A 24,847-nucleotide genomic window follows, 5' to 3' on the forward strand; every position below is an offset into this window, starting at 1 on the left:
ATGAATTCTCCCCACATGGATTACAGCCTGGCGCCTCGCGCCAGCGGGCCGGTGTCTTGGCTGGAAACGTTACTGGTGACGGGCCTGGCGGTCGGCCTCGGCTTCTGGCTGACGCCTGAAGACCCGATGCAGATGCACGCGGGTTTCCCGTGGCCGATCCTGGCGCCGCTGCTGTTGGGTGTGCGTTACGGTTTTGTCCGCGGCCTGCTCAGTGCGGTAGTACTGGTGGCGGTGTTGTTTGCCCTGCGCAGCAGCGGGCATGAGGGTTACAGCCAGATCGAACCGTCGTTTATCGTCGGTGTGCTGGTGTGCGGAATGCTGGTCGGTGAGGTGCGTGACCTGTGGGTGCGTCGCCTGGAACGCCTGCAGATGGCCAACGAATACCGTCAGTATCGTCTCGATGAGTTCACCCGCGCCCATCAAATCCTGCGGGTCTCCCATGACCTGCTCGAACAGCGCGTGGCCGGCAGTGACCAAAGCCTGCGCAGCTCCTTGCTGGGCCTGCGTGAAAAACTGCGCGGCATGCCGGTCGAAGGCGATGCGCTGAGCGCGCTGGCCGAACCGATCGTGGCGATGCTTGGCCAGTACGGCGCGCTACGCGTGGCCGGGCTGTACCGCGTCGACGAAAGCGAAAAAAATGTAGTGCCGCACGCCTTGGCCATGATTGGCGTGATGGGCCCGCTGGACCCTGAAGATGACCTGATCAAGCTGTGCCTTGAGCGCGGCGAACTGGTCAGCGTGCGTCAGGAACTGATCGATTCGGGCAACTCGGCGCAGTTTTCCTCGCTGCAGGCGTGCATGCCGCTGATCGACGCCGAAGGCCGCCTGTTGGCGATCCTGGCGGTGCGGCAGATGCCATTCTTCGCGTTCCAGGACCGCACCTTGAGCCTGCTGTCGCTGCTCGCCGGCCACATCGCCGACCTGCTGCGCCGCGACCCGCACGTGCTGCAACTGGCCGACGCCGACGCGCAGCAGTTCACCCTGCAACTCAAGCGCTCGCTGGTGGATGTCGAGCAGCACACCTTGCCGGCCGGGCTGTTCGCGTTCGAAATGACGCGCACCAACGACGAGCTGACGCGCCTGATGGAGCGCAGCCAGCGCGGCCTGGACCTGCACCTGCCGGCGCGCAACAACCGCGACCACCAGGTGCTTCTGGTGCTGTTGCCGTTGACCGGCCCGCAAGGCACCGAAGGTTACCTGGCACGCATCAGCCTGTTGTTGCATGAGCATTTCGGCATCGACAGCGACTTCGACAGCCTGGGCGTTCGGGTCATGCCTTTCAACCTGGAGCCTGGCTGTGATCGCAACGGGCTGCGTAACTTCCTTTACAACGAGTGTGGCTTGAATGATCAGCAAGTGGCTGTTTAGCGGAGCCTTGTTGTTAGAGGCGGGCAGTTGGGCCAGTTTGTGGCTCGATGCGCCCCAATTGCACCAATTGCTGGTCTTCTCCTTCAGCCACGGGCTCGCCTGCCTGATGCTGTGCGCGGCGGTGTGGCTGTTGCTGCCTGAGCGCTACCGCAAGCCGTTGCCCTGGAGCCCGCTGTTCATCTTTAGCCTGGCGTTTTTCGTGCCGGTCATTGGCACCCTGGGCGTGGTGATGGCGATTTTCCCGGCGCTGTACTTGCCGCGCAAACGCGATAAACAGGCCTGGCAGGCCGTGGGCATTCCGGGCTTGCCGTACCGCGCGCAGTTGCAACTGCACAAGCCGATCTTCGCCGACGGCGGCCTGCAGGATGTGCTGCGCCACGCGCCGGACCCGGATCAGCGCCTGGCCGCCTTGCTGGCCACGCGGCGCATGCCGGGCAAGGAAGCGGTGCCGATCCTCAAGCTGGCGCTCGCCGATCCCAGCGACGACGTACGCCTGCTCGCCTATTCAATGCTCGATAAGCAGGAAAGCGACATCAACCTGCATATCCAGATGGCCCTTGAGCAACTGGTGAATGTCAGTACGCGCACCGCCGGCCCTGTCCACAGCATGCTCGCGCGCTGGTACTGGGAGCTGGCCTACCTGGGCTTGGCCCAAGGCAGCGTGCTGGACCACGTACTCGATCAAGCCAGCGAACACGCCGAGAAGGGCCTGGCGGCGGGCGAGGGCGGCGAACTGTTCTTGCTGGCCGGCCGCATCGCACTGGAGCGCGGCGAGAACGAGCGCGCCGAAGTGCTGCTGCGCCTGGCCGAAGAAAACGGCATGGGCTCGGCCCAGGTCTTGCCGTTTCGCGCGGAACTGGCGTTCGAAGCCGGTCGTTATCAAGAAATCCCCGGGTTGCTCGCCAGCCTTCCCGAGAAAACCCGCCAGCGGCCACCGTTCGCTGAGTTGGTGAGGAGCTGGGAATGATTCAAAAGCAAGAGGCACCCATTGCAGACATCTGCCTGCTGCTGGAAGGCACCTGGCCTTACGTGCGCGGCGGCGTGTCGAGCTGGATCCACCAGATGATCCTCGGTTTGCCGCAGCTGACCTTTTCGGTGATGTTCATCGGCGGCCAGCGCTCGGCGTATGCAAAACGCCGTTACGATGTGCCGGCCAACGTGCTGCACATCGAAGAGATGTTCCTTGAGGATGCGACCCATCCCACGAACCTGCACGGTACGCCGCGCGAAGCCAACCCACAGCAGTTGGCCGACCTGTATCGCTTCCTGCATCACCCTGACCCGCCTGAGCGTGCGCTGGGTGAGAAGCTGCTCAACTGCATCGCCAATGGCGACATGACCCTCGACGATGTACTGCGCAGCCGCGCCAGTTGGGAGACGCTCAGCGAAGGCTATCGCCAGCATTGCGCCGACCCGTCCTTCGTCAACTATTTCTGGACCCTGCGCTCGCTGCAGTCGCCCTTGCTGATGCTGGCCGAGGCCTCGCGCAAGATGCCGCGGGCGCGGGTGCTGCATTCGATTTCCACCGGTTACGCCGGGCTCCTGGGCTGCATTCTCAAGCAACGCTGGAACTGCGCCTACCTGCTCAGCGAACACGGTATCTACACCAAGGAACGCAAGATCGACCTGGCCCAGGCCTCGTGGATCGCCGAAAGCTCCGGCCAGGCGCTGAACCGCAGCCTCGACGGCGGCTCGGGTTACATCCGTACCTTGTGGGTGCGCTACTTCGAGCGCATCGGCCAGTTGGCGTATAACAGCGCCGATAACATCATCGCCTTGTATGACGGCAACCGTCAGCGCCAGATCAAGGACGGCGCCGACCCTGCGCGCACGCAGCTGATTGCCAACGGCATCGACCTGTCGCAGTGGAACCGTGTTCTGGAGTCCCGCGCGCCCGGCATTGCCCCGCGCGTGGGCCTGATCGGGCGTGTGGTGCCGATCAAGGACGTGAAAACCTTCCTGCGGGCCATGCGCGGCGTGATCAGCGCCATGCCTGAAGTCGAAGGCTGGATTATCGGTCCGGAAGAAGAAGACCCGGAGTACGTCAGCGAATGCCGCAGCCTGATGGCCAGTCTGGGCCTGGAAGGCAAGGTGCACTTCCTCGGCTTCCAGCGCATCCAGGACATCCTGCCGCAACTCGGCCTGATGGTGCTGACCTCGATCAGCGAGGCGCAACCGCTGGTGATCCTCGAAGCCTGGGCCGCCGGCACGCCGGTGGTCAGCAGTGACGTCGGCTCGTGCCGCGAGCTGATCGAGGGCGGCAGCGCCGAAGACCGTGACCTCGGCATCGCCGGCAAAGTCGTCGCGATTGCCGACCCACAGGCCACCTCCACCGCCATCCTCGAACTGCTGCGCAGCCCGCCACGCTGGCAGGCCGCACAGGCTGCCGGCCTGGCGCGGGTCAACCGTTATTACACCGAAGCCTTGATGCTGCAGCGCTACCGCGACCTGTACCAGGCAGCCATGGAGAACAGCTAAATGGCCGGTATTGGCTTTGAACTGCGCAAGATCCTGTCGCGCGACTCGTACACCGCCACCCTGCATGCGTACGTCTATGCCGGGTTGATCAGCTCCGGGCCGTGGGTGCTGTCGATCATCAGCGTGATGCTGGTGGGTATCATCAGCCTCGGCTTGATGCTGCCCAATTCACTGGTCGGGCAGTTCCTGGTGACGGTGACGTACCTGATGGCCAGCTCGTTGATCCTGACGGGCGGCCTGCAACTGTTCTTCACCCGCTTCGTGTCCGACCAGCTGTTCCAGCGCAACTACGAGCAGATCCTGCCCAACCTGTTGGGCATATTGCTGCTGGTCACCATTGGCGCCGGCGTGCTGGGGATCATCCTGCTCGCGGTGCTGTTCGATCAGCCACTGATCTACCGCGTGCTGGTGCTCTCCAACTTCGTGGTGCTGTGCAACCTGTGGCTGGTGATCATCTTCCTGTCGGGGATGAAAAAATATAACCGCATCCTCCTGGTGATGCTGGTGGGCTACTCGCTGATGGTCGCCAGCGCCTACCTCTTGAGCTTCCTGCACATGCCCGGCCTGCTGCTGGCGCTGCTGATCGGGCACAGCACGCTGCTGTTCCTGTACCTCTACGACATCCTGCGCGAATACCGCGCCGAGAAGCTCATCGCGTTTGACTTCCTCGACCGTCGCAACGTGTTCCTGAGCCTGCTGGTCACCGGGTTCTTCTACAACTTCGGCATCTGGGTCGACAAAATCCTGTTCTGGTTCAACCCGGCCACCTCCAACAGCGTCATCGGCCCGCTGCGCGCGTCGATTCTGTACGACATGCCGATCTTCATCGCCTACCTCGCGATCATCCCCGGCATGGCCGTGTTCCTGGTGCGCATCGAAACCGACTTCGCCGAATGGTACGACCGCCTCTTCCGCGCCATCCGCGATGGCGAAACCCTGCAGCACATCGGCTCGCTGAAAACCGAAATGACCCTGTCCATCCGACAGGGCCTGCTCGAAATTTGCAAAGTCCAGGGCCTCACCGTGGTGCTGCTGTTCCTCTTCGCACCCCGCCTGCTGGACTGGCTGGGCATCTCCAGCTACTACCTGCCGCTGTTCTACATCGACTTGATCGGCGTGAGCATCCAGGTCGTGTTCATGGCCCTGCTCAACGTGTTTTTCTACCTCGACAAGCGCCGTGTGGTGTTGGAACTGTGCGTGTTGTTTGCCGTGCTCAACGCCGGGCTGACGTTGCTCAGCATGCACCTGGGGCCTAGCTTCTTTGGGTATGGGTTTACGTTGTCGTTGTTGGTGTGCGTATTGCTGGGGCTGGCGCGCTTGTCGACGGCGCTGGAGGATTTGGAGTACGAGACGTTTATGTTGTCGCGTTGATTGGGGTTTTTGACGTGTAAAAAAAGGCACTTGTCGGTTGGCGGCAAGTGCCTTTTTTTGTGGCTGCTGGACGGGGTTAGACGGCGATTTTCGATGAGTCCAGACCTACTGACTTGTAATCGGTAGGTGGGCTACATGGAAGCTTCTGCGTATCAACGATCACCAATCCTCACGACGCTCCGAATGTCGATGAAGAATACGGAAGACCATCACGCGGTCACCTTGCAAGCTGTACGTCGCGCGATAGGGGTATGTGGTGATGACCAGCTCCCGGCAGTCGGGGCTTGCAGACACTTTCCCTGCATTAGGAAAACGTTCCAACATCTCCAGGCAGCCAAGAATGTGGAAGACAGCTGCTTCCCCTAATTCGGGTCCTGCCAGTCCATCGTAATGCTCGTAAATTCCATCCAGGTCACTTTCCGCCTTGCTGCTTAACGCGATCTTCGGCACGTTTTACCCACTTAGCCTTTACGGCATCCAGATCAGTCACATTGCCGGCTTCAGCATCCCTGATGCCTTCCTGCACGGCCTTGAAATGCCAGGACTCATCAGCCACATAGCGGCTCAAAGCCCGCTGCAGGTGGTATTGACGATCCCGGTCGGTCGCGTGTGCCAACTGATCCAACTCGCTGGCAAGCTCAGGCTTTACTCGGAAAGACAGAACGGGAGAGGCTGCCATAACGTATGCTCCATACTTTCTGTATACGCTGTGTACACGGTATGCAGACGTTAGGCTTCGGCCGCTGGCCGGTCAATAGCGGTTTGTCGGTTTGGGGAAGGGGAAGGATTTACAGGCGAGCGGCTGGTTGTATTAATCCAGAAACAACAAAGCCCTCACTTTCTGCGAGGGCTTCGTTTTGTATGGTGCGGCACCAGGAGTCGAACGATCTAATAAGCTATGAATTAGCTGATTAATACTCAAAGACCTGTGCGATTCTACCAGGTCCTCGTACGCCTGAGGATCTTGCTCAATGTGACTGACGGCGAAGGGCCAGAGTTCACCCCCACAGTGACCGGTCATGTCTATGAGAGTTGGGCCATTGATGTGTCAACTGTAAACCACATTAGAGTTAGAGTAGGTCCATGGTGGCCATGGAATCAGCCATGCGGTAGCCCATCGCTTTGTAACCCGCCTGGCGCTTATCCCACATTCTCATCAGCGCGACATTACCCGCGTCAACGAAGTCGATCACTCGCACGTCGGCCTTATCGGCATGTGATCGATGCAACCTACCTGCATATTGCTGAAGGATTCCCTTCCATGAGATGGGCATTGCCAGCACCAGCGTGTCCAACGGCGGATGATCGAAGCCTTCACCTACTAGTTTTCCTGTTGCCAACAGCACTCGTGGAGCATCAGGGGGAAGCGACTCAAGCGCATGCATACGGGAAATCTGCTGTTTCTTAGGCACTCGCCCATGAAGCGTGAAAAGGTTATGCACGCGCTGCTTCAATTCTAATTCAAGGGCATCCACATGTTCCGTCCGCTCCGTTAACACTAGAATTTTTCTACCCTCGTTGTACGCCAGCTCAATCTCCGAGACGATTTTGGCTGTCCGCTCAGAGTCGTCGGCTAGACGCCGAAAAACGTCCTGAATCCCAAAGCCATCGGGGACCACTATAGGTTTGGGCAGCAATCGAGGCACGACAGAGAGGTCATGGGGCGCACTCGCTGGTCGAGCAGCAGTATGTCGGATCGGTCCGCACTGCATGAAAATAATGGGCTGCTGCCCATCTCGGCGCACTGGGGTTGCTGTGAGTCCCAGTACGTACCGCGCGGTAGCACTCCTCAGTAGTGCCCCGAATGACACTGCTGATAGGTGATGACACTCATCAACGATGATCTGGCCGTAATTTTTTACCTGATCGCTGATCTCGCCTTTTCGCGATAACGACTGCATGACGGCAATGTCGATGATGCCTGTAAGCTTCGCTTTTCCGCCTCCAAAAGTACCAACGACACCGTTCCCGACTCCCAAGAACGCCTGCAAGCGCTCTTGCCACTGCCTTAATAGTTCCGTCCGATGCACAAGCACCAACGTGTTAATGCCACGTGCGGCAATCAATGCAGCAGCACTCACCGTTTTACCGAAAGCTGTCGGTGCGCAGAGGATACCGGTGTCATGACTTAGCATTGCGCTGACAGCAGCCTCTTGGTCAGAACGCAGGGTCCCGAGAAAGCTCACGTCGATGGGGTCGCCCGCGAAGCGTTCGTCTTTAAGAATAGAGGCAACCCCGTTTTCCTCTAAAAGCTCCAGCGAAGCATCCAAACAGCCACGTGGTAACGCGATATGTTTGGGGAAGTTCTGGGCACAGCCGATAATCCTTGGCTTGTTCCACACTGACATGCGCATGGCCTGAGCTTTGTAGAACTCAGGATTTTGAAAGGCAGCGAGCCGGACAAGCTGGTTTGCCAATGGCTGTGGCAATTCCGACTTTTCAAAGTAAATTAAGTTAGCCAGCGTGATGTTGACAGCAGCAGGCAACGGGCATGTCAATTTACGTGATCTCGATTCACGATCTTTCCAAGGTTCTGCATCACCTTCGTCATCGACATAGGCGACCCCTAGAGGGTCCCGATTACCCATCGCCTGGATAATAACGGGCTGGATATCTTCTGGACTCATGCGCTGAATCGATGCCAGGAAGGCCCATTGATCAGGATGAGGCTCAAGCGAGTCGTCTACAAAAACGCTATTGTTTTGGGCCCTGGCCCGCTTTTGCAAAGGGAGCGCGATGAGATTTCCAAAGCCGCCTTTGGGCATATAGTCCTGGTTTGGAAACAGTCGATCATAGGAGCTGAGCGCCAACTGGCGGGTGCGCTCACAGGCATGACTGATGATTGCAGCACCGAGGCGGCGCGCATCGCAGGCAGGAACATTACGCTCAAAGAAAATCCAGCCATGAGCCCCTTGGCCTGAGCGCGATATTTCCAGCGCCACCGGGACGTTCAGTTCATGGCATGACTGCACAAAAGCTTTGGAATCATCACGCCATTCGGCCTCATCGAAGTCGACTGCCAAAAAATAACAAGTGTCATCAGAGAGTAGGGGGTAGATACCAACGGCCACTTCGCCCGCCAGATGGCGATAGACCACCTCATCGGTCAGCGGAAGCAGCTGGCGGTTACCGCAGTCGCCACATTTAATTCGGGGCTTCTCACAAACGCCAGGCCTCCATTCGTTTGCGCAAGCGGGTGCGTATCCTGATTTGCCTGCCTTGCTTTCCCAGCGGATGGGATAAACGTCCGTCCTACCACGAAACAAGCTTCGGAATAGGGCAAGCTTTCCATCAGTATCAAGTTGCTGTGATTGTTCTGCTTGGACAATCGCTATCTTGACTGGCTCAGCAGGCGGGCGCCATTCGATGCCATGAGCATCCAGCAAGGCAACCAATCTTGCATTCTCAGCCCTTAGCTTCGCCACCAGACTAGTGTCTATCACCGCCTTCAGCCTCTACGTCTCAGGTGAAGCCTGTAGCCTCGAGCTACAACCCTCAGTCCATCAGTAAAACATAGAGATTATCAAACAACAGAGGTTAGGTTCAGGGGCTCAGGAGGTCCGCCCTAATTCCAATCAAATTGTTGGCTGGATCAATCTGCCAGTTAGGGATACAGAGCGCGCAGTTGCTGGCATTCGGCTAACGTTGAAAATTCCAGGATTTTCCTAGGCGCAGAGTGATCAGGCTTGGGAAAAACTGGGTTAGGTCACGATTTTCGGTACTTAATTGAAAATGAAAAACGGGACGGATTTATTTTTTAATCAAAAAAAGTGTATTCCCTTACTAGTGCTAGGGTTGATGCAGTATTTCTAACCCGGTAACGCTGCTGTATCAGGCCAACACTCCCTCAAGGAAACCTGTAATGGACCTACACAACGAGTTCGAGAGCAGCAAATTTTTCCATCGTGCCCGCATAGATCGACGTGCCGCCGATGCCTTGGTGGGGTTGGCCGCAGGGATTATTGCGGACGGTGTAGTGAATATCGCGGAGGCGGTTTTTCTAAAGCAATGGCTAGAGAGCAATCTCACGCATCTGAACGATCCGGTGATCAATCTGCTGTATTCGCGGTTGGCGCGCATGCTTCAGGACGATGCTCTGGATAAGGACGAGTCCCTGGAACTGCTTGATATTCTGCGTGGTTTTTCTGGAATGAGTATTGAAAAACCGAAAGATGGTGGTGCTGTTGCGGTCGCTCCTACGGACCTCCCCTTCAATCTTCCAGTTCCTGATCTGGTGTGGGATGGCCGGATGTTTGTGTTTACGGGGGTCATGGCCTTTGGGCCTCGCAAGGATTGTCAGGCGTTGGTCGAGGAACGTGGTGGCTTGATTGGTGGTGGCGTGAGTAAAAAGGTGCATTACTTAGTGGTTGGCAGCGTGGGTAATGAGCAGTGGCGACACAGTACCTATGGAACGAAAATCATGAAGGCGGTGGAGCTACGTGAGGCGGGGGCTTCGATTGCCATTGTGGGTGAGGATCATTGGCAAAGGATGCTGTTTGGTTAAGGCTGTTTCGTTCGTTTCTAAGAGAAGTGTCCCTTTGTCTTGGAAGGCAGGCCGTCGTTGGGTTTGGTGGTCTAGGGGCGCAAAGAGGGTCAGGCCCATGGTGGCTAGGTACCGAAGCTGACAAGTCTCTCTGTGGGTGCGAAAGCGGTGTGTCATGCGACAAACATGCTGACAGTACCGCGGCCTTCGCAGCCTCGCCGGGGCTCGACAGCTCCCGCATTTGATTGATTTACACCGATAGGATTCGATCAACTATGCATGCCGCTACGAGAGCACGCTTCCTCGTCCCAGGCAGTGCAACACCGAATGTTGTGTAGATACCCATGCTCATGGGGGGCCTACCACTGATGAACAGACCCGCCCTAGCATAGCTGCATTCACAGTTGACTTCTTCGCAAGCTGCGCGCAATAGTTGTCCACGTTTTATGGAATGTGGACGGCTAGAGATTCTATGGGTATGAAGAGTCAAGATATTTTATTGATGTTTAAGATGGCTAGCCTTCATGCGCAGGAGGAAATGTCGCCGTCGAGCACTCAGACAATAGCTTGGGGAGGCCTGTCTCAGATCGATCTGCTTCCGAAAAACTTTATTCATAAGGATGGGATAACCCCGAATCCCCGGCCTCCTGAGCTGTGGCGCGACATCTCCGCCACTATCAGGGGCATTGTTGATGCGGAATCATTCGAATGGGAGGGGTGGGAAATCGATGATGTGGTCGCTCCTGATGGGGCGCTAGAGAATTGGGCAGACCGGTACACCCTGAGAGCGTTATCGGCCTCGTTAGGTATCAGCAAAAGCGAGATCTCAAACTCAATGGTCCGATGCCGAGAGTCAGGGTTGCTGACGAATGACTATGAGACTGCCCTGCCCAAGGTAAATCGCTTGGCACTGTTAAAAATCACCGAGCATGCGCTCAAATATTTCTTCCCCGTCAAGCCTGGAGCGCTGGTAAGAGGGATCCCAACTGGTTTTGCATCACCGGTGCTTTCCAAGCACCTGAAAAGCGGTGGTAGCACCATTCACGTGTGGCCGGATCCTCAGGGTTCTGAGCGAGGACAATCTGTAGAGCCGCTCTACAAAACAGTTGCTGAAGCGGTAAAGCTCGATCGTACTCTCTACCACTTTTTAGCGCTCGCTGACTCCATCAGGCTGGGTGGGCCACGCGAAACCAGTGTTGCAATTAAACTTCTGAAGGAAGGAATGGGCCTATGAGCGTTGCATCCGATCACAACTATGGGATGTTGAGCGCCGTAGCGGAAGGCTTGGGCGAAGAGCTTCTAAAGGAAGTCGCTTTCGTGGGTGGCTCGACGACATGGCTTCTTTGCACGGACGACATTGTTCTGGACGACATTCGCAGCACAGATGATGTTGATCTTGTTATCGAGCTTGGCGGTATTGCAGACTGGCAGAAACTTACAGAGCGTTTGGCTGCTCAGGGCTTCAAGATTACAGCCGAGCACAGTGATGTAACTTGTAGGTTCAAATTCAACGATGTCATTGTGGACGTAATGCCGTCGGTCAAGGAGGTGCTCGGTTATGAGAACCGCTGGTTCGTGGATGGTCTAGCGAACGCAGACATCATCACACTCCCCAGCGGGATCGCGATAAAAATTTTCAAGCCGACGTATTTTGTCGCTACAAAGCTTGAGGCATTCAAAGGTCGCGGGGAGGGCGATGCTTTCCATAAAGATGTCGAGGATATCGTTCTTATCGTAGACGGTAGGGCGAGCCTCCTAGATGAGGTTGAGCAGGCTGATCAAGAACTACGGACGTATATCGCGGATGGCATCGCCGGAATCCTTACCCTTACCTCGTTCGAATACGTCATAGAAAGTTCTCACTCGGTGAGCGCGAACCCTGGTCGAGGTAAGCTGATTTATGAGCGTCTGAAACAATTGAGCAGCGTCAAATGATCTACTCAGCCAACTCTGTGAAGGGGCAGGCCAGAGAAGAGAATAGCGATTGTGTAGGCGCTTTATTTGATGGGGTTCGCGGTATCTTCATTATAGTCGATGGCACGTCCAAGCCAGGCAGCGCGCGATTGGCACAAGCATTGATTGACCAGATATTCATTGGCTATCAAGCGAGAGTCGGCAATGGTTGTTCTGATTCGTGCTGTGAACAGGTCGAATCGTTGCTCAGGGACGTCCTGCACGATACGCACACCTCAGTCTTCGCAAGGGACCTCACGGGATCTGCTAGTTACCTAGTCGCAGTTGTTACCTGCGGATTTATGACAATTGCTTATGAGGGCGACTGCTGCGCTGGAGTTGTAATGTCCGACGGGCCCATCGGTTGGCTCACAGCGCCTCACTGCCTTGCTAACTGGAGGCGAGATCGCGAACACAGACAACTGGCAATGGACCTAGGTCGACACCAAATAAGCAGGAGTTTCAAAGTAAGACGAAAACCGGACCCAGAGATATTTACCAAGGAAATCTTCGGAGGGGAAACGTTAGTCTTTGCAACCGACGGCTTCTGGGCTGATTTGAGCGATGCGAACCAAGCCCAGCTACTTGATGCCGAGCCAGTCGCAGCACCTTGCGCTGATGATGACGTAAGCTGGATAGTTGTGCGGATCCCTAGCTGACCGAATAACTCTCCAGAAGCAGTAGTACCCAGCCGTCAGCAAATAGCTGATTCCGATAGGTGCACGGACATGAATATTTCTCCTTGTTTGCTTCCGCCTCGCAAGACAGGGAGTGGCGTACAACGGCGAAATTTAATTAGACGAAAGGGAATTCCTATGCAGTACACGCTGGTGAGGATTGATTTTTATAGCGGTGAAAAATGTGACGTGTGTCCTAGGCCGCTGACCTCTGGCAAGGCTCGGGTTTTGGTTGATGAGGCTGGTAACGAACTATTCGTCGGGCCTGTTTGTGCCCAGAAAAAAGCTATCAACAGCAAAGATAAAGTTCCTGACTTGACCATGGCGGCTTTGGATCCTGAAGCGGTGAGCGCTGGTGGAGGCTCGACGGGTAAAACCGGCTCGTCAAATGGGCCGCCCGCTAGCCACATTGATATTGACGACAGGCTTAAAGCCGAAAGCTATCTGCTGCTTCGTACTGAAAAGCTGGTCAATTATTCGGGCATGTCTTACGGGAAGCTGGCTGGTTTGTACCGTAGCTACCTTACCAATGGCCTGTCAGATGATGGCGTGAAGTATCTTTCAAATTTGATGGCTAAGGTTAAGAGCGACAGACCTGAATACAGCTACAAAAACCTGCAGGCAATTTACGCCTGCGATTTCTGGATTCTAGCCGATCTACCCACTCGCCAGCGCACGCAATGATGAAAACAACCAGCCAGCCAAGGTATGGCCTGAACCGTGGGATGCCGACGATCAACGTTAAATAGACCGCCATGCCCACATAGATATGCAACGCGTCTTTTGACAGCCCGGTTGCCGACACGATGGCGAGCTTGATGCTCTGTGCGATTGAGATATCCATGTCAGTTCTACCTTGCGGGAAAGCAGGGCAGATTTATTTATGTTCCTGCACCCTAACTCCCCTCAATCAACGCCCGCTCTTCCAGCCAAATCTCTTGAACAAACTGATCCGTAATCGCATAAATCCCATGCCCGCGTCGCATGATGATGTTCTCTGCGACTAGCGCAATCACCACCGGTTGAATCTCCTCAACCCGCACTTCTCTCCCTACTGATTTTGAATACTCCGCCGCCGCGTCGGTGGAGAAAATTCCGCGAGCATCGCCTTCAGTAGAAGCAATTTTGTTGAAAATCGCCTGTGCCAGGCTGCCCATCTGCTCGACCTTTTCAAGTTCAATGCTCGCCGCCGCAGAGCGTAAGGTGCTGGCGATGACGGGGAGGAATAGGTCGGGATCGCCTTCCTGCTGAAGGAGTTGTCGCAACGCTTTCAACATTTCCTCGGGTCTGTTCCCCAGTGTGGTAAAGGCTTCAATGGCCGCTTCGAGGGAGGGGAGTTTTTCCTTTTTCACGGTCATGGCAAGCCGGTTGAGCAGGAACTTGACGTAGTCACCGTTCAGCAACGGATAGGCCGCCGATGTGGCGCCAGAGAATGCCTGGTTGCGTTTAGCGGTCAGTTCGCTGACTTGCGCTCTGTGAGAGCCGGTTCCAATAAACAAAAAGTGGCCCGGTGTTGCTGGGCGCGGGTTGATCGCATCACGGGCGGCTTTCAGGGCCAGGAGCAATTGGTTGCCATCGTCGGAGGAAATGGCATGTTGCACTTCGTCGATGATCAGTACGAGGTTGGTCTTGGCTTGGTCCACGACTTCGGTCAGCGCTTGCGCCAAGGTCGGGCCGTCGCTGGTGCCAATACTGTCGAGTTTGAAGCCGAACTTGAATCCCGCTGCGCCGATGTCGACATTGCTGACGCGCTTGAGTACTTCCAGCACCGAGGAGCCCGGTGTCTGGAGGTCTTTCAACGTTTTGTGTATGGCGTTGTGCACGAGCGTCGCCGGGTTGGCCAGTGTGTCACTCCATAAGTCGACGTAGATCACCAGCGCACCTGCTGCTTCCAGGGCTGGGATAAGGTCGTTTCTCAGAAATGTTGTTTTACCTGTACGGCGCAGGCCAGATAAAAAAAGGCCCGAACGCAGACCCTCATCGAGCACGCCCGGATTGAGGAGCTGGTTCGCCATTGTTTCAGCCAATTCAGGGCGCTGAAATATGCTGCTCATGCAATTACCCCTTTTTATGGATACGCCATAATTATTGCCAGTTCATAATTTAGCATAAAGCTTAAAAATTGAATCTCTGGCGCAGAATCGGCAACTGCTCAGGTTTTGCAGGTGCGGACAGGCTGAGGGAACCAAGCCAGGAGGGCAGTTGGGACATGAATATCCCAGAAACAACAAAGCCCTCACATTTCTGCGAGGGCTTTGTTTTGTATGGTGCCGGCACCAGGAGTCGAACCCGGGACCTACTGATTACAAGTCAGTTGCTCTACCAACTGAGCTATACCGGCGTGTTAGGGCGACGATTATAGCGATTGGCAAGCTTCTGTAAACCCCTGAATTCTGACTATTTTTGCAGAAGCCGAGGTTTTTTCGCATTGGTCCGTTTTTCCTCGCCACGCGGTAGGATTTACACTCTGCCAGGCCGCCGTCTACACGGCGTGTTCAAGGCAATCTGCGCTGCCACTCCAGCAAAAGGAATTACCTTCCTGGTGGACCCGGACACGCTGCATTACATGAGCGTGGCGACCGACCGGGTAGCGATTGCCAAGGCGACTATGAGTGCCCGGTTTACAGGCTCGAAGCGCCATCCTGATGGCATTAGGTTGAGTCATTAATTTGACTGTTTTCCGCCTGTCTAAAAAGGCAGCGGTAACTCCATCAAATTAATGACACTTTGTTTTCGCTGTCACAAAATGCGGGCACAGAGACGCCAGAAAAAACCCAAAAGACCTGCGGCAAGCCTTTCCCTTGCCGACCCTTCACGTCTTTATGCTGCGTCGTGTTGGAGTCTGGATCATGAGCCTTACTGACGAACTGCTTGCGTTGTTCGGCAAGCGTGTCACTCGAGATGCCTGTGGGCTGGATGCGCGGCTGCATTTCTTCGGCAGTATTCCGGTAAATGATGGCGCTGTGATCCCCTCTCCAGGCGCGGACACCGATGAACAATCCCAGCCGGTCGGCGGTGGTGCAACGCGCGCTAAAGTCGTGGCGCTGGTATCGGTCAATGGCGGTGTGGGGCGCAGTTCCCTGGTTACAGCGTTGAGCAGCGGTATGCAGCGCCAAGGCGAGTCGGTGCTGGCCCTGGATCTGGACCCGCAGAACGCTTTGTGTCATCACCTCGGACTCGATTCGAGCGTGCCCGGCATTGGCTGCGCGAGCTTGCAGAATACGCAGTGGGCGCAGTGTCGGCAGGCGGGGTTCGCCGGGGCCCAGGTGATTCCGTTCGGTGATACCGATACCCAGCAGCAGGAGACCCTGCAAGGCTGGCTCAAGCGCGAGCCGGATTGGCTGGCGCAACAATTGGCAGGATTGCGCCTGGGTGAGCACCAAACGGTGATCATCGATACACCTGCCGGTAATAACGTCTACTTCCATCAGGCGTTGAACCTGGCCGACGGGGTGCTGGTTATTGCGCGGGCCGATGCCGCCTCACTGGCCACGCTGGATCAACTGGACAGCCTGCTGGCGCCCTACCTTGAGCGCGAGCGCGCACCTGCTGTGCAATTTGTGATCAACCATTTGGATGAGAACAATGCTATCCAACTGGACATGGTCGAAGCGTTCAAGCAGCGTCTGGGAACCGTCCCGCTGCAAGTGCATGGCGACACGGCCATCAGCGAAGCCCAGGCTTGCGCTGCAGACCCGCTGGACGTGCGGACGGTCAGCCTGGCGGTGGACGATATCCACGACTTGAGCCGGGTCGTCAAAGCTCTGGGAAAACGCTTCCAAGGCGCGGTTTAAACGCCTATCGCCAAATGCTTATGCACAATCGGTTGGATGGAGATGCCACGAAACAACCATTTTGTGGAGCTGTTCTCATCACGATGCAACTGTCTGTTTTACGTGCCTTTTATTTTGTGAACAAAAAATGACCAGCATGGCTTTTGGCTTGGAATGCACGTGGCTTCAGGTTCCGTAAAGATTCCATCAACAGAGTTATCCACAGGCTGCGGTGCGACAATTTTGCCCCTTAATCGCGCTCGGCAAGCACCATCAAGTTGCGCGGCGTCAGTGCGCGATCGCAGAAGCGGCCCACTTCAACCCTGTAGCCGCTTTCGCCCAGAAACAACGCCCGATCCAGCACCAGCCACACCTCCAGCGGGCGCCGAAACAGACCACGCACCAATTCCAGATTCCTGACCTCGGCCAGGCGCTGCCAGCCGTATGCCTCCAGCGTTGACCAATTCTGCTCGCCTGTGGATAAACCCTTGAGGTTCGCCAGTTCACGGCAGTAGTCGGCGAAGGGCATGCTAAGCCAACTGGCGGGCAGGGACGGCGTGGGCAGGTACTCGTCGAGGCCGCGCAGTTCGCGTTGCAGGTGGTCGAACCCCAGGCGCCTGGCCATGGAGATGTCCCGTTGCAGGCGCAACCGTTTGCCGGCGGTGACGGTTTCGCTCAGCGGCAGGCCGAGGTCATCAATCGACAACAGCAAGTGCGATGCGCGGCCAGCACTGGACAGCGGTTGGTAAGTGTCGGCGCCGATGCGGTTATAGCAGCAGGGCGCCAGCGCTAACTGTTTGCAGCCAACCGCGCTGGCCAGTTGCAGCAGGCGCACGTGCAGGTCGCCACAGGCATGCAGCGCTACGGGCGTGTGTTCGGCGGCCAGGGCCACGTCGGCCATCACGTCTTGCAGGCGATGGGTGGCAGGCAGGCCGTGGTGTTCGCTCAAGGCTTGGCCTGCGGCGATTAGCGCGGGGTCATGTTCCAGGCAGGTCAGCGCTTGGCCGGCTTGCAGCAGGCGGCGACCCAGGTGGCCCTTGCCGGCGCACCAGTCCAGCCAGTGCGTGGGCGTTTGCGCAAACTGCAGCGCGGCGCCGAAGGCTTCGATCTGCTGCCATTTGCGGCCGGGCACATCGACGTTCAGGCGAGGTCGCGCGGGTGCCAGCGGCTGCGTCGGCAATTTATCCACAGCGCTGAGTTGTCTGGCTTGCCCGGCGAGTTGTGAAAAAGGGGCGGGCGCCGGCAGGTCATGCGGTCGGTTGTGGCTGGTTTCGGCATCGGCCAACGAACGTTGGCGCAGCCAGGCGGCAAGGTCGGGATGCTCGGTTTCCCAGGGCAGATGCCGATGCGTAAAGGGTCGTGGTTTCCACAGCCCTTGGTGCTCGATCAGGAACGCATCCAGCGCCTTGAAGCGTGCCTCAACGTCCCTGGCATTCATCGACACGCAGCCAGCGTTCCAGCAGTTTGAAGCCGCGTACCAGGATGTAGGCCATCAACAGGTAGAACAGGCCGGCGGCGAAGAAAATCTCCACGGGCAAGTAGGTGCGCGCGATGATCGTGCGCGCCATGCCGGTCAGTTCCAGCAGGGTCACGGTACTGGCCAGGGCGCTGGCCTTGAGCATCAGGATCACTTCGTTGCTGTACGCCGGCAGGCCGATGCGCGAGGCGCGCGGCAGGATGATGTAGAACAGCGTCTTGGGCTTGGACATGCCCAGGGCTCGCGCCGCTTCGATCTCGCCGGGTGGAATGGCCTGGATCGCGCCGCGCAGGATTTCGGCGATATAGGCGGCAGTGTGCAGGGTCATGGTGGCGGTTGCGCACCAGAACGGATTGCGCAGGTACGGCCACAGCACGCTCTCGCGTACGGCATCGAATTGCGCGAGCCCGTAATACACCAGGAACAACTGCACCAGCAGCGGCGTGCCACGGAAGAAGAAAATGTAAGCGTAGGGCAAGGCGCTGACGTACCAGCGGCGCGACGAACGGGCGATGCCCAGGGGAATCGCCAGCAGCAAACCGGCGATCACTGCAATGGCCACCAGCTCCAGGGTCAACGTCGCGCCCTGGGCCAGTTTGGGCAGCCATTTGATGATCACGGCCCAGTTCAGGCCCAGGTCGAAATGCGCCAGCCAACTGTAGTCGCCGCTCATTGGGTGCTCCTTGCAAAGCCGCGGGCGGCGCGTTTTTCCAGAAAGTGCATGCCGGTCATCGCCAGTACCGTGAGGCCCAGGTACATGAACGCGGCGACCATGAAGAAGGTGAACGGCTGCTTGGTCACGGTCACGCCGATCTGCGCGTGGCGCATGATTTCTTCCAGGCCGATCACCGACACCAGCGCGGTGTCCTTCATCAGGATCATGAACAGGTTGCCCAGGCCCGGTAGGGCGATGCGCCACATTTGCGGCATGATCAAACGGGTAAAAATCCGCGCCTTCGACAGCCCCAGCGCCACACCGGCTTCGCGGTGGCCCTTGGGAATGGCGAGGATCGCACCACGAAACACTTCCGTGGCGTAGGCACCAAAGCACAGGCCCAGGGCGATCACCCCGGCGGCGAAGGCGCTGAGGGAAAGGTCGGGGTTGCCGAAGAACTCACCGAGGGCGCGCATCAGGTTGACGGTGCCGAAGTAAATCAGCAGCACCCACAGCAATTCGGGAATGCCGCGAACAATCGTCGAGTAAGCACCGCCAAGCCATTGCAAAGGCTTGTACGGCGACGTCTTGGCCAAGGCGCCGGCCAGGCCGAGCACCAGCCCCAGGCACAAGGCTGTGAGCGCGAGTTTGACGGTCATCAGCGCGCCAGCGGCAAGCGCGGGGCCGAATCCGTAGAGGTCGAAATTCATGGTGGTTTCATATCGCGGCAGGCAGTGCAAAAAGCCGACGCGCCCCAGTGAGCGCGCCGGGCATGCCGTTCAGATCATTCGATGCTGAACGGGAAGTACTTGTCGTTGATCTTCTTGTAGGTGCCGTCTGCCTTGATCTCTGCCAGGGCTTTGTTCAGGCGCTCGCGCAATGGGTCGCCCTTGCGTACGGCGATACCGATCTTGTCGCTTTCTACAACCGGGTCGCCCTTGAACTCGTAGGCCGAACCGTCTTTGCTCTTGAGCCATTCGTACTGCACGTACTTGTCGGCCAGGATGCCGTCGAGGCGACCGGAAGTCAGGTCGAGGTAGGCGTTTTCCTGGGTGTCGTACAGCTTGGCTTCGGTGTCTGGCAGCTTGTCTTCCAGGTAAGTGCCGGCCAACGTCGCGCGTTGTGCACCGATGACTTTGCCCTTCAGGTAATCCGCGTCGGGTTTGAAGTCGGCAGTGGCTTTAGGCGCGATGAACTGAAGCTTGTTGGAGTAGTACGGGTCGGTGAAGTCGACGGCCTGCTTGCGCTCGTCGGTAATCGACAGCGAGGACACCAGAAAGTCGAACTTCTTGGCGTTCAGGGCCGGGATGATGCCGTCCCAGTCGGATACGTACACTTCGCACTTCTCGACTTTCATCTTGGCGCACAGGGCGTCGCCGATGTCTTTGTCGAAGCCGACCACATTGCCGCTGGCATCTTTATTGTTGAAGGGCGGGTAGGCCGCTTCAATCCCCATTTTCAGTGTTTCTGCCATGGCCGTGGCGCTGAACGCCATCGAGACGGCCGCGGCCAGAAGGAATTTTTTATAGTTCTGCATGCATGTTGCTCCGTTAGCGGTTGCTGGACATGAATTGTTTGCAGCGCGCCGAAAGCGGGTTTTCAAACACCTGCTGTGGCGATCCTTGCTCTTCGACCAGGCCTTGGTGCAGGAACACCACTTCACTGGACACCTGACGGGCAAAGCCCATTTCATGGGTGACCAGCAGCATGGTGCGGCCTTCTTCGGCCAGTGCGCGGATCACATTAAGTACTTCCTGGACCATTTCGGGGTCAAGTGCCGAAGTTGGCTCGTCGAACAGGATGACCTTGGGCTGCATCGCCAGGGTGCGCGCGATGGCCGCCCGTTGTTGCTGGCCGCCGGACAATTGCGCGGGGTAAGCGTGGCGCTTGTCGCCGATGCCGACCTTGGCCAGCAGGGCTTCGGCCACTTCGATGGCTTCGGCTTTACTCTGGCCGAGCACCCGGCGCGGCGCCTCGATGATGTTGTCGAGGATGCTCATGTGCGGCCACAGGTTAAAGTTTTGAAACACAAAACCGATTTCGCTGCGCAGGCGGTTGATCTGCTTGCCGTCGGCGGCCATCAGCTCGCCGTTTTTCGCGGCCTTGAGCTTGAGTTCTTCGCCGGCCACCAGGATCTGGCCCTGATGCGGGTTTTCCAGCAGGTTGATGCAGCGCAAAAAGGTGGACTTGCCGGAACCGGAGGAACCCAGGATCGAGATCACGTCGCCGTCGCGAGCGGTCAGCGAGATACCTTTGAGTACCTCCAGCTCACCATAGCGTTTATGCAAGTTGCGGATTTCAAGCGCGGGCGTGGCCTCGGCCATGTGCGGTCCTCATTGTGTTCGTTGCGATCGTCGCTGTTGGTCCGCCTTCCTGGCGAGGCGCCAAGCTAGCATAGCGTCCGGATGGCAGCCAACAGCGTGGCCGGCGGTAAACAGGGGGTGTGCGGTGGGGTGTCGCATCGGCACAGCAGCGTGTCGCGCCATCAACAACCGAACAACCGTTTGAACCTGGAGAACCGCAGGCTTCGCGTAAAAAGGGCGCGATGGTGCCAGCTTTGGTCGGGTGTTGGAAGGGTTAACCGGGCAAACGGCGCTTATCAGCCCTTTTATGAGGCGTCACGTACTTTTTGTGTGTGTTTATGGTGCGTTGATTCGGCGTAAAAGTGGGGAGCACGGTAACGCTATAGCGGAATGCCATTATTATCAACGAGTTGCGAGGAATGCCGAAACGTCCTACAGACCGCATTCAGCGCGGCTTTGTAACATTTTGGCGCAAATCTTGCGTAAAAAATAAAGAACGCCCTGTTGGTTTCTTTTCACGAGAAAGCTCCCAGGCCGGGCGAACCGTTTTCGCAAATCCTCGTAAAGGTGTGTCAATGAGTAGTACGCAAAGCTCCAATGACCTCGAACAAGGGCTCAAACCGCGTCACGTCACCATGCTGTCGATTGCCGGCGTTATCGGTGCCGGTTTGTTCGTCGGCTCCGGCCACGCGATTGCTGCCGCTGGCCCGGCCGTGCTGCTGGCGTATGCCGCTGCGGGCACGCTGGTGGTATTGGTGATGCGCATGCTGGCCGAAATGGCGGTGGCATCGCCGGACACCGGTTCGTTCTCCACCTACGCCGACCGCGCGATCGGTCACTGGGCCGGTTTCACCATTGGTTGGTTGTACTGGTGGTTCTGGGTCCTGGTGATCCCGTTGGAAGCCAACGCCGCCGCGACCATCTTGCATGCCTGGTTCCCGGATGTGGCCATCTGGGCCTTTACCCTGATCATCACGTTGCTGCTGACGGCGACCAACCTGTTCAGCGTGAAGAACTATGGCGAGTTCGAGTTCTGGTTTGCGCTGATCAAAGTCGTGGCGATTGTGGGGTTCGTGATCCTCGGCCTGGCCGCGATTTTCGGCTTCCTGCCGACCAGTCAGGTCAGCGGCGTTTCGCACCTGTTCGATACACAAGGCTTCATGCCCAATGGCATGGGCGCGGTATTGGCTGCGATCCTGACCACCATGTTCTCGTTCATGGGCACCGAGATCGTCACCATCGCCGCCGCCGAATCGAAGAACCCTGGCCAGCAGATCACCAAGGCCACTAACTCGGTGATTTGGCGGATTGGTTTGTTCTACCTGCTGTCGATCTTCATCGTGGTGTCCCTGGTGCCGTGGAACGATCCGACCCTGGCGGCCGTAGGCTCCTACCAGACCGTGCTGGAACGCATGGGCATCCCGAATGCCAAGCTGATCGTCGACCTGGTGGTATTGGTTGCCGTGACCAGTTGCCTGAACTCGGCGCTGTACACCGCATCGCGCATGCTGTTCTCCCTGGGCCGTCGCGGTGACGCACCGGCCCTGGCCAAGCGCACCAACAAGAGCGGCACGCCTTACTGGGCGGTGTTGCTGTCTACCGGCGCAGCATTCCTGGCGGTGTTTGCCAACTACGTGGCGCCGGCGGCGGTGTTCGAATTCCTGCTGGCCAGCTCCGGCGCTATCGCGTTGCTCGTGTACCTGGTCATCGCGGTGTCGCAACTGCGCATGCGCCAGAAGCGGGCGGCGGCGGGCGAGAAGATCGTCTTCAAGATGTGGCTGTTCCCTGGCCTGACCTTCGCGGTGATGGTGTTCATCGTGGGGACGTTGACCATCATGCTGTTCCAGGAAGCGCACCGGGTCGAGATTATTGCGACTGGGGTACTGAGCTTGCTGGTGGTGCTGGCGGGGTTGTTTGTCTCCAGTCGGCGCAAGGCCCAGAGGGTGGGGGCTGCGGTACTGAACTGACGGAATGCTGAACTCTGTGGGAGCGGCGGTGCGACGATTCGACTTGCCCGCGATGGCGGACTGACAGTCGATATCTTTTTCGCCTGACACGCCGCCATCGCGGGCAAGCCCGGCTCCCACAGTTTGTTTTTGTGTCAGTCCTGAGAAAGCGCCAATGCCTGAGAGGCCGCCACATAGTCGGCCTGAAACTCCGGCGATTCGATCCACGCCAGCGCAGCGGCCTCATCATCGGTATCCGTGGCCCACTGCCGATACTCGATCAACGCCGCCAGGATGAAGTCGGTGGCTTCCTCTTCGCCTTCCTGCTCCAGCACCAGCGCCAGCAACGGGTGAGCCAGAAACACGGCGCACAGGGCCTGCTGGCTGATCTCGCCTGCGCTGCGCATCTCCACGAACAGCTCGGTCAAATCCACTGACTCAAGGTCAATGCGGCTGTCATCGCCGGCAAACGCATCCGGTTTGGCCGCCACGGCGCGCTGGATACGGTTCTGCTTGGCCTTGGCCTTTGCCCGGTGGGCGCGTTTTTGCTGCTTGTTCGGCGAAGCCATGGGCTTGAGGTCCTGGGTTCTGGATCTGGGTGGGGTATTGAAGCGCAGGTTGGGGGAAATCCCAAGGGAATCTGTGCAGGAGCCCATTCGCCAAGCGTTACCGCGATTCATCATTATTGAGTCTGCACCGTATGTTTTTCTTGGTAACACTTCGCTAATTTGCCAGTACTTGTAGCGGCTTCAACTGAAGATCTAATCTCCGGCGCCATACATCCGAGAGAAACGACAGCGAACCATGGACAGATTAGACTGGCAGGCACCTATTACGGAGGTCTCTATGAGCATCCCCCTTTCTCCCATCGTTTCAGAGTTTGAAACAGAAGAGCAGGCTGCCAGCTACGACCGTTGGTTTCGCGCCAAGGTGCAGGCTTCAATTGATGATCCAAGGCCCAGTATTCCGCATGATGAAGCCATGGCCGAAGTCGAGAGAATGCTAGAAGAGAGGCGTGAAGCTCGTCGTGCTGCTCGTTAAATGGCGACCTGAGGCTATCAGCGCCCTGACCGAAATTATTGACTACATCGAGCAGTACAACCCCGTTTCTGCTGCTTCTCTGCACCGTACTATTGTCTCGGCGACTGAAAATTTGTCTTCAATGCCATACGGATTCAGGCAGGGCCGTTTGTGTGGTACTCGGGAAATGGTTGTTCATCCAAACTACTTAGTGGTCTATCGCGTGATCGAGCAGGTCGAGATCCTGGCTGTGCTACATGCACGCCAGGAATATCCCTCGGATACGCTCATACCGTTCCACTCGACCTCGCGCCAATAGATACATAGGCTCGCCCCTTGCGATCTACCAAGGCGTCTTTATGACCCGCGATACTCTTGAGCACAACCAAATTCCCATCTACTTCTGCGCCGTCGTCCTGGCTGCCGCCTTGGGCCTGCTCGCGCCTTTCTCTGCGCACAACCTCAGCACACTGATCACGCCCGCCATCGCGGTATTGATGTACGCGATGTTCCTGCAAATCCCTTTTCTGGATCTGCGCCAGAGCCTGAGCAACAAACGCTTCCTATCGGCATTGTTGCTGGCCAACTTTATCCTAGTGCCGCTGCTGGTTTGGGCGCTGACCCAAAGCCTGATGGGGCGCTCGGCTTTGCTGGTGGGGGCGTTGCTGGTATTGCTGACCCCGTGCATCGACTACGTGGTGGTGTTTACCCATATCGGCAAGGGGGATTCGCGGTTGATGTTGGCGGCGACGCCCGTGCTATTGCTGCTGCAGTTGGCGCTGTTGCCGGTCTATCTGAGCGTTATGCTCGGTGCGCAATCCGAGGGGGTGGTGGCGGCAGGGCCTTTTGTCGAGGCGTTCCTTTTGTTGATCGTGATACCGATGATCCTGGCGGTGGTCACGACTTCCATGGCGCGGCGGTCATCGCTCGTCAGTGTTTGGAATGATGCCTGGGCCTGGCTGCCGGTGCCGGCGATGGCGCTGGTGTTGTTTGTGGTAATTGGCTCGCAAGTCACTTCGGTTGTGCGGGATATCAACCTGCTGCTGCCGGTGATCCCGGTGTACATCGGCTTTCTGTTGCTGGCGCCGCTGATGGGGGCGCTGGCCTCGCGGTTGTTCGCGCTCCCGGCGGTCACGGCGCGGGCGGTGACGTTCAGCGCGTCGACACGCAATTCGCTGGTGGTGCTGCCTCTGGCGTTGGCGCTGCCCGAGGATGTGCGTGGGTTGGCGGCCACGGCGGTGATCCTGCAAACCCTGGTCGAGCTGGTGGGCGAGTTGTTTTACGTTCGGTTGATCCCGAAGTGGATATGGCCTGCAGGTCGCTGAACCCGGGAATCTTCAGTT

23 protein-coding genes and 1 tRNA gene are annotated in these 24,847 nt (G+C 57.6%); 13 read left to right on the top strand and 11 right to left on the bottom strand.

The genetic code is table 11. The annotated features are described in order from the left end of the window. The 4 genes from KVG91_RS14685 to pelG are packed head-to-tail and all read left to right on the top strand — an operon-like array spanning position 1 to position 5,217. Positions 1-1,368 carry a PelD GGDEF domain-containing protein gene (locus KVG91_RS14685; protein ID WP_225926973.1) on the top strand — a complete coding sequence of 456 codons (1,368 nt, stop codon included), beginning with the start codon at positions 1-3 and terminating at the stop codon, positions 1,366-1,368. Beyond that, complete coding sequence (locus KVG91_RS14690; protein ID WP_169377036.1) at positions 1,346-2,335, top strand: HEAT repeat domain-containing protein; 990 nt, start codon at positions 1,346-1,348, stop codon at positions 2,333-2,335. The genes KVG91_RS14685 and KVG91_RS14690 overlap by 23 nt, the downstream gene beginning before the upstream one ends. Next, positions 2,332-3,846, top strand: coding sequence for a GT4 family glycosyltransferase PelF (gene pelF, locus KVG91_RS14695; protein WP_169377037.1), 1,515 nt, complete (start codon positions 2,332-2,334; stop codon positions 3,844-3,846). The genes KVG91_RS14690 and pelF overlap by 4 nt, the downstream gene beginning before the upstream one ends. Further along, positions 3,847-5,217, top strand: a complete 1,371-nt coding sequence (gene pelG, locus KVG91_RS14700; protein ID WP_169377038.1) for an exopolysaccharide Pel transporter PelG — start codon at positions 3,847-3,849, stop codon at positions 5,215-5,217. Positions 5,218-5,376: 159 nt separating this feature from the next. Here the strand turns inward: pelG and KVG91_RS14705 are convergent, their stop codons facing one another. The 3 genes from KVG91_RS14705 to KVG91_RS14715 form a co-directional block, all read right to left on the bottom strand. Next, complete coding sequence (locus KVG91_RS14705; protein ID WP_169377039.1) at positions 5,377-5,667, bottom strand: type II toxin-antitoxin system RelE/ParE family toxin; 291 nt, start codon at positions 5,665-5,667, stop codon at positions 5,377-5,379. Continuing rightward, positions 5,630-5,896, bottom strand: coding sequence for a CopG family ribbon-helix-helix protein (locus KVG91_RS14710; RefSeq protein WP_169377040.1), 267 nt, complete (start codon positions 5,894-5,896; stop codon positions 5,630-5,632). The genes KVG91_RS14705 and KVG91_RS14710 overlap by 38 nt, the downstream gene beginning before the upstream one ends. 391 nt (positions 5,897-6,287) lie before the next feature. Beyond that, the gene (locus KVG91_RS14715) at positions 6,288-8,660 is read right to left on the bottom strand and encodes a TOTE conflict system archaeo-eukaryotic primase domain-containing protein (RefSeq protein WP_169377041.1); all 2,373 of its coding nucleotides are present in this window, start codon (positions 8,658-8,660) and stop codon (positions 6,288-6,290) included. A 419-nt stretch (positions 8,661-9,079) separates the two neighbouring features. Here KVG91_RS14715 and KVG91_RS14720 point away from each other — a divergent pair, with 419 nt between their 5' ends. From KVG91_RS14720 to KVG91_RS14735, 4 genes are all read left to right on the top strand, one after another. Then, on the top strand, positions 9,080-9,721 hold the full coding sequence (locus KVG91_RS14720; RefSeq protein ID WP_169377042.1) for a BRCT domain-containing protein: 642 nt from the start codon (positions 9,080-9,082) through the stop codon (positions 9,719-9,721). 430 nt (positions 9,722-10,151) lie between these two features. After that, positions 10,152-10,934 (top strand): MarR family transcriptional regulator, encoded by a 783-nt coding sequence (locus KVG91_RS14725; protein WP_178115168.1) that lies wholly within the window; start codon positions 10,152-10,154, stop codon positions 10,932-10,934. Further along, positions 10,931-11,635 (top strand): hypothetical protein, encoded by a 705-nt coding sequence (locus tag KVG91_RS14730; RefSeq protein ID WP_169377044.1) that lies wholly within the window; start codon positions 10,931-10,933, stop codon positions 11,633-11,635. The genes KVG91_RS14725 and KVG91_RS14730 overlap by 4 nt, the downstream gene beginning before the upstream one ends. A gap of 833 nt (positions 11,636-12,468) precedes the next feature. Beyond that, a complete protein-coding gene (locus KVG91_RS14735) occupies positions 12,469-13,014 on the top strand; it encodes a hypothetical protein (RefSeq protein WP_169377045.1) in 546 nt (181 codons plus the stop codon). 212 nt (positions 13,015-13,226) lie between these two features. Here the strand turns inward: KVG91_RS14735 and KVG91_RS14740 are convergent, their stop codons facing one another. Together KVG91_RS14740 and KVG91_RS14745 are read right to left on the bottom strand one after the other, a co-directional pair. Then, the gene (locus KVG91_RS14740) at positions 13,227-14,384 is read right to left on the bottom strand and encodes an AAA family ATPase (protein WP_169377046.1); all 1,158 of its coding nucleotides are present in this window, start codon (positions 14,382-14,384) and stop codon (positions 13,227-13,229) included. A 211-nt stretch (positions 14,385-14,595) separates the two neighbouring features. Further along, positions 14,596-14,671 (bottom strand) — tRNA-Thr (locus tag KVG91_RS14745). Between the two features lie 508 nt (positions 14,672-15,179). Between KVG91_RS14745 and bcsQ the strand changes: the two genes are divergently transcribed. Next, positions 15,180-16,124, top strand: coding sequence for a cellulose biosynthesis protein BcsQ (bcsQ, locus tag KVG91_RS14750; RefSeq protein ID WP_169377047.1), 945 nt, complete (start codon positions 15,180-15,182; stop codon positions 16,122-16,124). Positions 16,125-16,353: 229 nt separating this feature from the next. Here the strand turns inward: bcsQ and KVG91_RS14755 are convergent, their stop codons facing one another. The 5 genes from KVG91_RS14755 to KVG91_RS14775 all read right to left on the bottom strand — a co-directional run bounded on the left by KVG91_RS14755 (position 16,354) and on the right by KVG91_RS14775 (position 20,559). Continuing rightward, positions 16,354-17,541, bottom strand: a complete 1,188-nt coding sequence (locus KVG91_RS14755; RefSeq protein WP_169377048.1) for a methyltransferase — start codon at positions 17,539-17,541, stop codon at positions 16,354-16,356. Next, positions 17,522-18,211 carry an ABC transporter permease gene (locus KVG91_RS14760; RefSeq protein ID WP_169377060.1) on the bottom strand — a complete coding sequence of 230 codons (690 nt, stop codon included), beginning with the start codon at positions 18,209-18,211 and terminating at the stop codon, positions 17,522-17,524. Before KVG91_RS14760 ends, KVG91_RS14755 begins: the two co-directional genes overlap by 20 nt. A 38-nt stretch (positions 18,212-18,249) precedes the next feature. Next, on the bottom strand, positions 18,250-18,945 hold the full coding sequence (locus KVG91_RS14765; RefSeq protein WP_169377049.1) for an ABC transporter permease: 696 nt from the start codon (positions 18,943-18,945) through the stop codon (positions 18,250-18,252). Between the two features lie 74 nt (positions 18,946-19,019). Next, complete coding sequence (locus KVG91_RS14770) at positions 19,020-19,772, bottom strand: ABC transporter substrate-binding protein (protein ID WP_169377050.1); 753 nt, start codon at positions 19,770-19,772, stop codon at positions 19,020-19,022. Positions 19,773-19,785: 13 nt separating this feature from the next. Continuing rightward, positions 19,786-20,559: an ABC transporter ATP-binding protein gene (locus KVG91_RS14775; protein ID WP_025859203.1), complete on the bottom strand. Its 774-nt coding sequence runs from the start codon at positions 20,557-20,559 to the stop codon at positions 19,786-19,788. Positions 20,560-21,113: 554 nt separating this feature from the next. Here KVG91_RS14775 and gabP point away from each other — a divergent pair. Then, the gene (gene gabP / locus KVG91_RS14780; RefSeq protein WP_169377051.1) at positions 21,114-22,505 is read left to right on the top strand and encodes a GABA permease; all 1,392 of its coding nucleotides are present in this window, start codon (positions 21,114-21,116) and stop codon (positions 22,503-22,505) included. A 134-nt stretch (positions 22,506-22,639) separates the two neighbouring features. Here gabP and KVG91_RS14785 read toward each other — a convergent pair whose 3' ends face one another. After that, the gene (locus KVG91_RS14785; protein ID WP_169377052.1) at positions 22,640-23,053 is read right to left on the bottom strand and encodes a hypothetical protein; all 414 of its coding nucleotides are present in this window, start codon (positions 23,051-23,053) and stop codon (positions 22,640-22,642) included. Between the two features lie 277 nt (positions 23,054-23,330). Here KVG91_RS14785 and relB point away from each other — a divergent pair, with 277 nt between their 5' ends. Genes relB through KVG91_RS14800 form a run of 3 tightly spaced genes read left to right on the top strand, consistent with a single transcriptional unit; the run spans position 23,331 to position 24,829 of the window. Further along, positions 23,331-23,525, top strand: a complete 195-nt coding sequence (gene relB, locus KVG91_RS14790; protein WP_049710479.1) for a type II toxin-antitoxin system RelB family antitoxin — start codon at positions 23,331-23,333, stop codon at positions 23,523-23,525. Next, positions 23,515-23,823 (top strand): type II toxin-antitoxin system RelE/ParE family toxin, encoded by a 309-nt coding sequence (locus tag KVG91_RS14795; protein WP_169377061.1) that lies wholly within the window; start codon positions 23,515-23,517, stop codon positions 23,821-23,823. The genes relB and KVG91_RS14795 overlap by 11 nt, the downstream gene beginning before the upstream one ends. A gap of 40 nt (positions 23,824-23,863) precedes the next feature. Further along, positions 23,864-24,829 carry an arsenic resistance protein gene (locus tag KVG91_RS14800; RefSeq protein WP_169377053.1) on the top strand — a complete coding sequence of 322 codons (966 nt, stop codon included), beginning with the start codon at positions 23,864-23,866 and terminating at the stop codon, positions 24,827-24,829. Positions 24,830-24,847 lie beyond the last annotated feature (18 nt).

The organism is Pseudomonas azadiae, from assembly GCF_019145355.1.
Lineage (GTDB): Bacteria > Pseudomonadota > Gammaproteobacteria > Pseudomonadales > Pseudomonadaceae > Aquipseudomonas > Aquipseudomonas azadiae.